The organism is Methylobacterium sp. JK268 (assembly GCF_054052225.1).
On the sequence record NZ_JBSVZN010000008.1, the window covers coordinates 247,928 to 257,025 of the forward strand.

At 71.4% G+C, this 9,098-nt stretch carries 8 protein-coding genes; 3 read left to right on the forward strand and 5 right to left on the reverse strand.

What is annotated here, in order from left to right; all coding sequences use genetic code 11:
* Positions 1-9 precede the first annotated feature (9 nt).
* Positions 10-477, reverse strand: a complete 468-nt coding sequence (locus ACW9J6_RS11155; RefSeq protein WP_457116539.1) for a (2Fe-2S)-binding protein — start codon at positions 475-477, stop codon at positions 10-12.
* Positions 478-671: 194 nt separating this feature from the next.
* Between ACW9J6_RS11155 and ACW9J6_RS11160 the strand changes: the two genes are divergently transcribed.
* On the forward strand, positions 672-1,268 hold the full coding sequence (locus tag ACW9J6_RS11160; RefSeq protein WP_457116540.1) for a Uma2 family endonuclease: 597 nt from the start codon (positions 672-674) through the stop codon (positions 1,266-1,268).
* A 16-nt stretch (positions 1,269-1,284) separates the two neighbouring features.
* Here the strand turns inward: ACW9J6_RS11160 and ACW9J6_RS11165 are convergent, their stop codons facing one another.
* From ACW9J6_RS11165 to scpA, 3 genes are all read right to left on the reverse strand, one after another.
* Entirely contained in the window at positions 1,285-1,509 is a 225-nt protein-coding gene (locus ACW9J6_RS11165; RefSeq protein WP_457116541.1) for a hypothetical protein, read from the reverse strand.
* 137 nt (positions 1,510-1,646) lie between these two features.
* The gene (locus ACW9J6_RS11170; protein WP_457116542.1) at positions 1,647-3,494 is read right to left on the reverse strand and encodes a M23 family metallopeptidase; all 1,848 of its coding nucleotides are present in this window, start codon (positions 3,492-3,494) and stop codon (positions 1,647-1,649) included.
* 80 nt (positions 3,495-3,574) lie between these two features.
* Entirely contained in the window at positions 3,575-5,737 is a 2,163-nt protein-coding gene (gene scpA / locus ACW9J6_RS11175) for a methylmalonyl-CoA mutase (RefSeq protein WP_457116543.1), read from the reverse strand.
* Positions 5,738-5,935: 198 nt separating this feature from the next.
* Between scpA and ACW9J6_RS11180 the strand changes: the two genes are divergently transcribed.
* The gene (locus tag ACW9J6_RS11180; RefSeq protein ID WP_457116544.1) at positions 5,936-6,940 is read left to right on the forward strand and encodes an NAD-dependent epimerase/dehydratase family protein; all 1,005 of its coding nucleotides are present in this window, start codon (positions 5,936-5,938) and stop codon (positions 6,938-6,940) included.
* Positions 6,941-6,944: 4 nt separating this feature from the next.
* Here ACW9J6_RS11180 and carA read toward each other — a convergent pair whose 3' ends face one another.
* Positions 6,945-8,162: a glutamine-hydrolyzing carbamoyl-phosphate synthase small subunit gene (gene carA / locus ACW9J6_RS11185; RefSeq protein WP_457116545.1), complete on the reverse strand. Its 1,218-nt coding sequence runs from the start codon at positions 8,160-8,162 to the stop codon at positions 6,945-6,947.
* 164 nt (positions 8,163-8,326) lie between these two features.
* Between carA and ACW9J6_RS11190 the strand changes: the two genes are divergently transcribed.
* Positions 8,327-8,785 carry a GatB/YqeY domain-containing protein gene (locus tag ACW9J6_RS11190; protein ID WP_457116546.1) on the forward strand — a complete coding sequence of 153 codons (459 nt, stop codon included), beginning with the start codon at positions 8,327-8,329 and terminating at the stop codon, positions 8,783-8,785.
* Positions 8,786-9,098 lie beyond the last annotated feature (313 nt).

A 9,098-nucleotide genomic window follows, 5' to 3' on the forward strand; every position in this document is an offset into this window, starting at 1 on the left:
CCGTCCTCCTCAGCCGCGTCCGGCCTCGCCGCCCTCGGCGGCGAGGCGGATGCCGGCGAGCACGCGATTGTAGGTGCCGCAGCGGCAGATATTGGTGATCTCCCGCCGGATCTCCTCGTCCGACGGCTTCGGGTTCTGCGCGAGGAGCGCGGCCGAGGCCATGATCATGCCGGACTGGCAGAAGCCGCATTGCGGCACGTCGAGCGCCGCCCAGGCCTTCTGAACCGGGTGCGAGCGGTCCTGGCTCAGCCCCTCGATGGTGACGATCTTCTGCGCCTCGGTCACTGCCGAGAGCGGCAGCGAGCAGGAGCGCACCGCCTGCCCGTCGATATGGACCGTGCAGGCGCCACACTGCGCGATGCCGCAGCCGTACTTGGTGCCGGTGAGCCCGACCTGCTCGCGGATCACCCAGAGCAGCGGCGTGTCAGGCTCCGCGTCGACCTCGCGCACGGATCCGTTGATCGTGAGACGCGTCATCCTCGGTCACCCTCCCCGGCCTGACCGAGCGCGCATCGCACCGCGTTCGGCCCGCTCCATTTGCGGGTGAGAACTAATCCATATGGACAGGGCGTCAATTGACGGATGCGCGAGGGGAGGGGTGCATCTCGCGGTTGCTGTACGCGCAAACGCGCCGGATGCTAATGTTTCGCCATCCCACGAGGCGGGATCGCATGAACTTCCACGCTCCACCCGGCCGCGCGGACCCGGCCCTTCGCCGCTTCAGCACCGATGATCTGCGGAGAATGACCGAGGCCGGCATTCTCGACGAGGACGAGCGGGTCGAACTGCTGGACGGAGAACTCGTGGAGATGGCCGCGAAGGGGCACGCACACGAGGTCGTCAAGAACGCGCTCCTCCGGCTGATCATTCCGGCCGTCTCGTCGGACGTTTACTTGGCTTCGGAGAGCACGTTGCGATGCGGGCCGCACTCGTTGATCGAGCCCGACATCCTGTTGGCACCTCGGGCTGCGCTGAGTGTCTCGACGGACGGTTTCAGTACGATCTCCGGACCAGAGATCCTGCTGGTGATCGAGATTGCCGCGTCGAGCCTCGCCTACGACCTCGGCCGCAAGGCGCGCCTCTATGCCCAGTACGGTGTGCGCGAATACTGGGTGATCGCCGCCCAGGAGCGCGCGGCGCGGATGCATCTCGGGCCGCGGGAGGATGGGAGCTACGGTGAGGTCAATGACCACGCCGCGGACGCGATCCTGGTTCCCCGGGCCGAGGACCTCGCCGGGCTCAAAGTCGCTCTCGCGGATCTCGCCTGACGGCGCGCCGGGGACCTCAGCGAATGACGGAGCTGACGGCTGCGGCCGCCTGCGCCAGCAGGCCGGTGTGCGGCTCGGCGCTCACGTAGACGCGCCCGGCGACGAGCAGCAGGGCGAGAGCCCAGAACAGCCCGATGGCCGCCCGGCGGGCACGCCGATCCCCGGCCGCGCCCGCGCAGGAGGGCACGGACGACAGCGTCTCGCCGTAGGGATCGAAGGCGGTGTCGGAGCGCTGGGTCATGCGGAGAATCTCGCGTCCGAGGCCCGCGTGATCAATGGATGTGTTTTTCGAAGTTCGCTCCATTTGGGGGAGGTTCTCCTCCCGTGAGCGCGCCAGGGGGAAGATCGTTCCCAGTCGCCCCGAAGACGGTGCGCCCCTCAGCTCCGGGCCGCCGCGACCCGGCCGCCGCGGTGCTGGCGCAGGCCGTCGACCTGCTCCTCGACGGCGCGGAAGGCCGCGAGGGCGGGGCCGGTGAGTTCGTGCGCGCTGGGCAGCCGGATCTTCATCGGGTCGACGAAGCGACCGTTGATGGCGACCTCGTAGTGGACGTGCGGCCCCGTGGAGAGACCGGTGGTGCCCACCGCCCCGATGACCTGGCCGAGTCGCACCCGCGCGCCCGGCCCGATGCCGCGGGCGATCCGGGCCATGTGGTTGTAGGCGGTCACGTAATTGTTGGCGTGCTGGATCTCGACGCGGTTGCCGTAGCCGGAGCGGGCGCCCGCCGCGACCACGATGCCGTCGCCGGTCGCCATGATCGGCGTGCCGCGGGTGGCGGCCCAGTCGACGCCGTTATGCATCCGGTAATAGCCCAGGATCGGGTGCTTGCGGGCGCCGAACGGCGAACTGATCCGCCCCTCCGCCACCGGCCGGCGGATCAGGAACTTCTTGGTGGAGCGGCCGTCCGCATCCAGGAACTCCGCCTCGCCGCTGCCCGGCGGGCGGTAGCGGTAGAGGCTCTGGGTCTCGCCGCGGCTGCGCAGGGCCGCGAACAGCAATTCGGGCTTCGAATCCTCGTCGTTGGTGAAGACGAGCTCGATGTGGTCGCCCGGCCCGACGCGGCTCTGCAAGTCGCTGCCCGAGGCCAGCGCCATCACGAGGTCCTCGATCAGGCCGCGCGGGACGCCGTTCTTCAGGCCCGTGCCGTAGACGCTCTCGTAGAGGCTGGCGCCGCCCTCGTCGTCCTCCGCCGCGGCGGCCCCGGCCTTGGGCGGCGCCACGGAGACGAAGCTGCCGCGGTCGTTCGCCGCCGCGATCTCCTCGATCCCGTCCTCGCCGTAGAGCGTCACGCGCCCGATGCCGGCGGCGGGCCCCTCGCGGGTCACGAGGAGGCGCAGGTGCTGGCCCTCCGGCAGGTCCGTGCGGACGCGCGGGCTCAGGACGGCGAGGATCGCGGCGATCCGCTCGGGATCGGCGCCGTTCTCCCGCAGGACCGATTCGAGCGACTGGTCCTTGCCGATCACGACCTCCCGGGTCTCGAACAGCGCCGCCGTGGAGATCCCCTGCGTTTGCGCGATCTCCGTGAGGTTCTCGGGCAGGATCTTCACCTCGATGCGTCCGGAGGGCGCCTCGACCGGGTCGCTCTCGGCGCCGAGGCGCAGGGCCCGCGACAGCATGCGCTCGGGCGGGAAGGCGGGAGGCAGGGCGCCCGATCCGCCCGCGAGGCGCTGCGTCTCGGCCACCAGGGCGTCGACCTCGTCGTCGGTGAGGGCAGGGGCCTCCGCGGTCTCGGCCAGCGCGAGCGGACTGCGCACGAGGGTCACGGCCGTCTCGGCCGGGTCGCTGCCCCCCTCCTCGGCGGGCGCGGTCTCCACCTGCACGCTGCGCATCGGGTCGAAGGGCGGGATGTCCGCGTCGGGCACGCGCTGCGGCAGGTCGGCCGCGATCTGCACGATCGAGTGCACCCGGATCACCTCGCGCTCGCCCGCGCGCTCGGTGATGGGCGCCCGGAACGCCCGCTTCTGGGCGACCACGACCTCGTCGCGGACCAGCCGGTCGCCCTTGCGGGCGACGTCGCCGGGCAGCCCCTCCCCGCGCGGATGCACCGCGAGATCGGGCGCCACCGCCTCGATGCCGTCCGAGGCGGCGAGGTCGAGGGCGACGCCGAGGAGCCCCGCCCCGGCGAGACCGGTGAGAAGGCAGGCCGCGAGCCAGCGCAGGCTCACCGCCTGCCCGCCGGGCCGCGAGAAGGCGGTGTCGTCGAGGGAATCGGGGGCGCGGGCCTGCACGCGGGGTCCTGCGGGGAGGGGGGTGAGTCGGGACGGACCCTCGCCTCAGGCCGCAGAACCGTGACCGTTTTGAGACCGCTCTACTCGGCCGCCTGCCGGGGCGCGTAGCCGAGGCGCTGGTTGAGTTCGGCGATCAGGGTCGCGGCGGCCTCCGCGATCACCGTGCCGGGCGGGAAGATCGCCGAGGCGCCCGCCTTGCGCAGGGCGTCGAAATCGCCCGGCGGGATGACGCCGCCGACCACGATCATCACGTCGGGGCGGCCCGCTGCCACCAGGGCCTCCTTGAGGGCCGGCACCAGCGTCAGGTGGCCCGCCGCGAGGGAGGAGACCCCGACGATGTGGACGTCGTTCTCCACCGCCTGGCGCGCCGCCTCCTCGGGCGTGGCGAAGAGCGGCCCGATATCGACGTCGAAGCCCAGATCCGCGAAGGCCGAGGCGATCACCTTCTGGCCGCGGTCGTGCCCGTCCTGACCCATCTTGGCGACGAGGATGCGGGGCCGGCGGCCATCCGCCTCCTCGAAGGCCTCGACGAGCCCGCGCACCCGCTCCACCGCGCCCGCCATGCCGCCCATCTCCCGCTTGTAGACGCCCGAGATCGAGCGGATCTCCGCCTGGTGGCGGCCCCAGGCCTGCTCCAGGGCGGCCGAGATCTCCCCGACCGTGGCCTTCGCCCGCGCCGCTTCGACGGCGAGCGCCAGCAGGTTGCCGGTGCTCCCCGCCGCAACCGTGAGCGCGCTTAGGCAGGCCGCGACCGCCGCCTCGTCGCGCTCGCCGCGCAGGCGGCGCAGCTTGTCGATCTGCATCGCGCGGACGTTGCCGTTGTCGACCCGCAGGAGGTCGATCGGCCGGTCGCCGTCGGGCTTGAACTTGTTGACGCCCACGATGGTCTGCTGCCCGGAATCGATCCGGGCCTGGGTGCGGGCCGCCGCCTCCTCGATGCGCAGCTTCGGGATGCCGGCCTCGATGGCCTTGGCCATGCCGCCCAGCGCCTCGACCTCCCGGATGTGCTCGGAAGCCCGCGCGGCGAGATCGGCGGTGAGGCGCTCGACGTAGTAGGAGCCGCCCCAGGGATCGATGATCCGGGTGGTGCCGCTCTCCTGCTGCAGGAAGAGCTGGGTGTTGCGGGCGATCCGGGCGGAGAAGTCGGTGGGCAGCGCCAGCGCCTCGTCGAGGGCGTTGGTGTGCAGCGACTGCGTGCCGCCCTGCGTCGCGGCCATCGCCTCGATGCAGGTGCGGGTGACGTTGTTGAACACGTCCTGCGCCGTCAGCGACCAGCCGCTGGTCTGCGAGTGCGTGCGCAGGGCCAGCGACTTGTCGGACCGCGGGGCGAAGTCCTTCACGAGATTGGCCCAGAGCAGGCGCGCGGCCCGCATCTTGGCGACCTCCATGAAGAAGTTCATGCCAATCGCCCAGAAGAAAGACAGGCGCGGGGCGAACTGGTCGATGGTGAGCCCGGCGGCGAGGCCGGCCCGGATGTACTCGACGCCGTCGGCGAGCGTGTAGGCGAGTTCGAGGTCCTGCGTCGCCCCGGCTTCCTGCATGTGGTAGCCGGAGATCGAGATCGAGTTGAACTTCGGCATGTGCGCCGAGGTGTAGGCGAAGATGTCCGAGATGATCCGCATCGACCCGGCCGGCGGGTAGATGTAGGTGTTGCGGACCATGAACTCCTTGAGGATGTCGTTCTGGATGGTGCCGGCGAGCTTCTGCGGCGGCACCCCCTGCTCCTCGGCGGCGACGATGTAGAGGGCCATGATCGGCAGCACGGCGCCGTTCATGGTCATCGACACGGTCATCTGGTCGAGGGGGATGCCCGCGAACAGCGTGCGCATGTCGTAGATCGAGTCGATCGCCACGCCCGCCATCCCGACGTCGCCCGCGACGCGCGGGTGATCGGAATCGTAGCCGCGGTGGGTGGCGAGGTCGAAGGCGACCGACAGGCCCTTCTGGCCGGCCGCGAGGTTGCGGCGGTAGAAGGCGTTCGAGTCCTCAGCGGTCGAGAACCCGGCATATTGCCGGATCGTCCAGGGCTGAGTGACGTACATGGTCGGGTAGGGGCCGCGCAGGAAGGGCGGGATGCCCGGATAGGTGGCGAGGAAGTCGAGGCCCTCGCGGTCCTGCGGGCCGTAGGCGCCCTTCACCGGGATGCCCTCGGGCGTCATCCAGGGGTCCGCGGCCCGCGCGGGCGCCGCGGCGGGGCCGGACGCCGAGAAGGCGATCTCCGAGAAATCCGGGATGCGGGTCATCGGCCGGCGGCCTCCTGCGTGCTGCACGATCGTTCTTATAGGCGCCGACGCCGGATGGGCCAATCGGCCTGAAGGGGAGGACGCGGGCGCGGGCGGCCGCGCCTCGCTGACAGGATGCCGTTCCTGGCGCATATGGGGGCGGCCGCGCCGGCCCTCGGGCGGGCGGGGCCTGCGTGGCGCGTGCGGAGGTGTGACGGGATGCAGTGCGTGGTCACCGGGACGGCCGGCTTTATCGGCTTCCACCTCGCCCGGCGCCTCCTCGCCGAGGGCCACGCCGTCATCGGCGTCGACGCCGTCACGGACTATTACGACGTCGCCCTCAAGCGCGCGCGCCTCGCCGCCCTCGACGGGCCGGGATTCGCGAACCACGAATTCCGCCTGGAGGAGCCCGGTCGCCTCGCGGCGATCCTGAGGAAGGCGCGGCCGGACGTGGTCGTCCATCTCGCCGCCCAGGCCGGCGTCCGCTACAGCCTCGAGAACCCCGCCAGCTACGTCGAGGCCAACATGGTCGGGACCTTCCAGGTCCTGGAGGCCCTGCGGCAGCACCCGGTGCGGCACGCGCTCCTCGCCTCGACCTCCTCGGTCTATGGCGGCAACCCCCGCATGCCCTTCCGCGAGAGCGACCCGGTGGCGACGCCACTGACGATCTACGCGGCCTCCAAGATCGCCGGCGAGGCGATGGCCCACGCCTACGCGCATCTCTGGAAGATCCCGATCACCGCCTTCCGGTTCTTCACCGTCTACGGCCCCTGGGGCCGGCCCGACATGGCCCCGTTCCTGTTCACCCGCCGGATCCTAGCGGGCGAACCGATCGAGATCTTCGATCACGGCCGCGCCGTGCGCGACTTCACCTACATCGACGACCTGATCGAGAGCATCCTGCGCCTGATCGCCGTGCCTCCCGGGACCGTGCCGGTCTCGGCGCGCGACACCCTCAGCCCGGTGGCGCCCTACCGGGTCGTCAATATCGGCGGGGGCCAGCCCGCCTCGGTGGCGGAGTTCGTCGCCGCCCTGGAGGCGGCGCTCGGCGTCACCGCCATCCGGCGGTTGCGCGAGCTTCCGCAAGGCGACGTCCCGCGCACAGAGGCGGACACGGCGCTCCTGCAGGACCTGATCGGCTACGTCCCCGCCACGCCGCTCGCCGAGGGCGTCGCGGCCTTCGCGGCCTGGTACCGCGCCCGTTACGGCGCGGCGCCGGGCTGAGCGCTCAGGCGTTGGCGCCCTTGGTCTGCCGCATCAGCGAGACGAAACGGTCGAACAGGTAGTGGCTGTCGCGCGGGCCGGGCGAGGCCTCCGGATGGTACTGCACCGAGAAGGCGGGCCGGTCCGTGAGGGCGAGGCCGCAATTCGAGCCGTCGAAGAGCGAGACGTGGGTCTCGATTGCGGTCCCCGGCAGGCTCTGCGGGTCGACCGCGAAGCCGTGGTTCATCGACACGATCTCGACCTTGCCGGTGGTCTTGTCCTTCACCGGGTGGTTCGCCCCGTGATGGCCCTGGCCCATCTTCACGGTCTTGCCGCCGAGCGCGAGGCCCATCAGCTGGTGGCCGAGGCAGATCCCGAAGGTCGGCACCTTGCGCTCCAGGAGCTCGCGGATCACCGGCACGGCGTAGGCGCCGGTGGCCGCCGGATCGCCGGGGCCGTTCGACAGGAACACGCCGTCGGGCTCGAGCGCCAGCACCTCCTGGGCGCTCGCGGTCGCCGGCACCACGGTGACGTCGCAGCCCGCATCGGTCAGGAGGCGCAGGATGTTGCGCTTGACCCCGTAATCGATGGCGACGACGCGCAGGCCCTCGCCCGGCGCCCGCTTGCCGTAGCCGGCGCCGTGGGTCCAGACCGTCTCGCCCCAGCGCGCGGTGGCCCGGCTGGTCACCGGCGGCACGAGGTCGAGCCCCTCCATGGAGGGGAGGGCGCGGGCCTTCTCCTTGAGGGCCTCGCGGTCGAAGCGGCCCTCGGGGTCGTGGGCGATCACCGCGTTCGGCATGCCCTTGTCGCGGATCAGCGCCGTGAGCGCCCGGGTGTCGATGCCCGTGATGCCGAGGATGCCGCGGGCCTTGAGCCAGCCGTCGAGATGGCTGGACGAGCGCCAGTTCGACGGGTTCGTCACCGCGGCGGCGATCACCGCGCCGCGCACCCCCGAGGCCGGCGCCGCGTCGAGGCTCTCCAGATCCTCGTCGTTCGTCCCCACGTTCCCGATATGCGGGAAGGTGAAGGTGACGATCTGGCCGGCATAGGAGGGGTCCGTCAGGATCTCCTGGTAGCCGGTCATCGCGGTGTTAAAGCAGACCTCGCCCGCCGCCTCGCCGGTCGCGCCGATGCCGAAGCCTTCGAGAACGGTGCCGTCGGCCAGGACCAGGAGGGCGGTGGCGACCGGCTCGGCCCAGCCGTCGGTGGACGCGGGGGCGCCCGCGGCGTCGTCTTGCAGCATGATCGTGAACTCGCTTATGTCGCGCGGACGGCCGGGCCGCCCGAGGGCGGTCGGCGCGGGGCATGTCCGGCAGGGCGTCTTTAAGGGGCGTCCCCCGACGGGGTCAATCTGGGGATCCCCCGCTACGGCCTCAAGTTCCTCGATCGAAACGGAGATCCGACACCATGCTGCGGGAGCGCCTCACCGCCGAGATGAAGGAGGCCATGAAGGCCCGCGACCAGGCGAAGCTCGCCACCATCCGCCTGATCCAGGCCGGCCTGAAGGACCGGGACATCGAGGCGCGCGGCCTCGGCAAGGAGCCGCTGTCCGACGAGGACATCCTCGCGCTGCTCCAGAAGATGATCAAGCAGCGCAACGAATCGGCGGCGCTCTACGAGCAGGGCGACCGGCCCGACCTCGCCGCGGCCGAGCGGGCCGAGGCGGCGATCGTGGCGACTTTCCTGCCCCAGCAGATGGACGAGGCCGAGACCCGCGCGGCCATCACGGCGGCGATCGGCGAGACCGGCGCGGCGAGCCCGAAGGACATGGGCAAGGTGATCGCGGCGCTGAAGGCCAAGTACACGGGTCGCATGGATTTCGCCAAGGCGAGCGGACTCGTGAAGGAGCAGCTGGCGCAGGGGTAAGGCCCCCCAACCCTCCCCCGCAGAGGGCTTGCGCATTCACGGTTCGGGTGGCGCGCATGCCCTCTCCCCGCGTGCGGGGAGACGGTCGAGCCCCCCTTGCCGGGGGCGAGACGAGGCGGCGCACCGATCGCGAAGCGATCGGCCCGAGGGTGAGGGGGCGCTTCCGGAGGAGCCACATCCGGAACCGCCCCCTTGTATCTGGAAGCCGGCCCTTTTGGATGATGTGATGAGGGCTGCGCGGGGACCGGCGGCCGCCGGTCCCCGCGCGTGGCGGACGGCTCCCGCGCCCCCTCTGGCTGCAACCGCTGGTGAG

Bases quoted from the DNA above. Each gene is read 5' to 3' on its own strand.
- ACW9J6_RS11155 (WP_457116539.1), bottom strand. From the start codon at position 477: ATGACGCGTCTCACGATCAACGGATCCGTGCGCGAGGTCGACGCGGAG.
- ACW9J6_RS11180 (WP_457116544.1), top strand. From the start codon at position 5,936: ATGCAGTGCGTGGTCACCGGGACGGCCGGCTTTATCGGCTTCCACCTC.
- ACW9J6_RS11190 (WP_457116546.1), top strand. From the start codon at position 8,327: ATGCTGCGGGAGCGCCTCACCGCCGAGATGAAGGAGGCCATGAAGGCC.
- carA (WP_457116545.1), bottom strand. From the start codon at position 8,162: ATGCTGCAAGACGACGCCGCGGGCGCCCCCGCGTCCACCGACGGCTGG.
- scpA (WP_457116543.1), bottom strand. From the start codon at position 5,737: ATGACCCGCATCCCGGATTTCTCGGAGATCGCCTTCTCGGCGTCCGGC.
- ACW9J6_RS11165 (WP_457116541.1), bottom strand. From the start codon at position 1,509: ATGACCCAGCGCTCCGACACCGCCTTCGATCCCTACGGCGAGACGCTG.
- ACW9J6_RS11160 (WP_457116540.1), top strand. From the start codon at position 672: ATGAACTTCCACGCTCCACCCGGCCGCGCGGACCCGGCCCTTCGCCGC.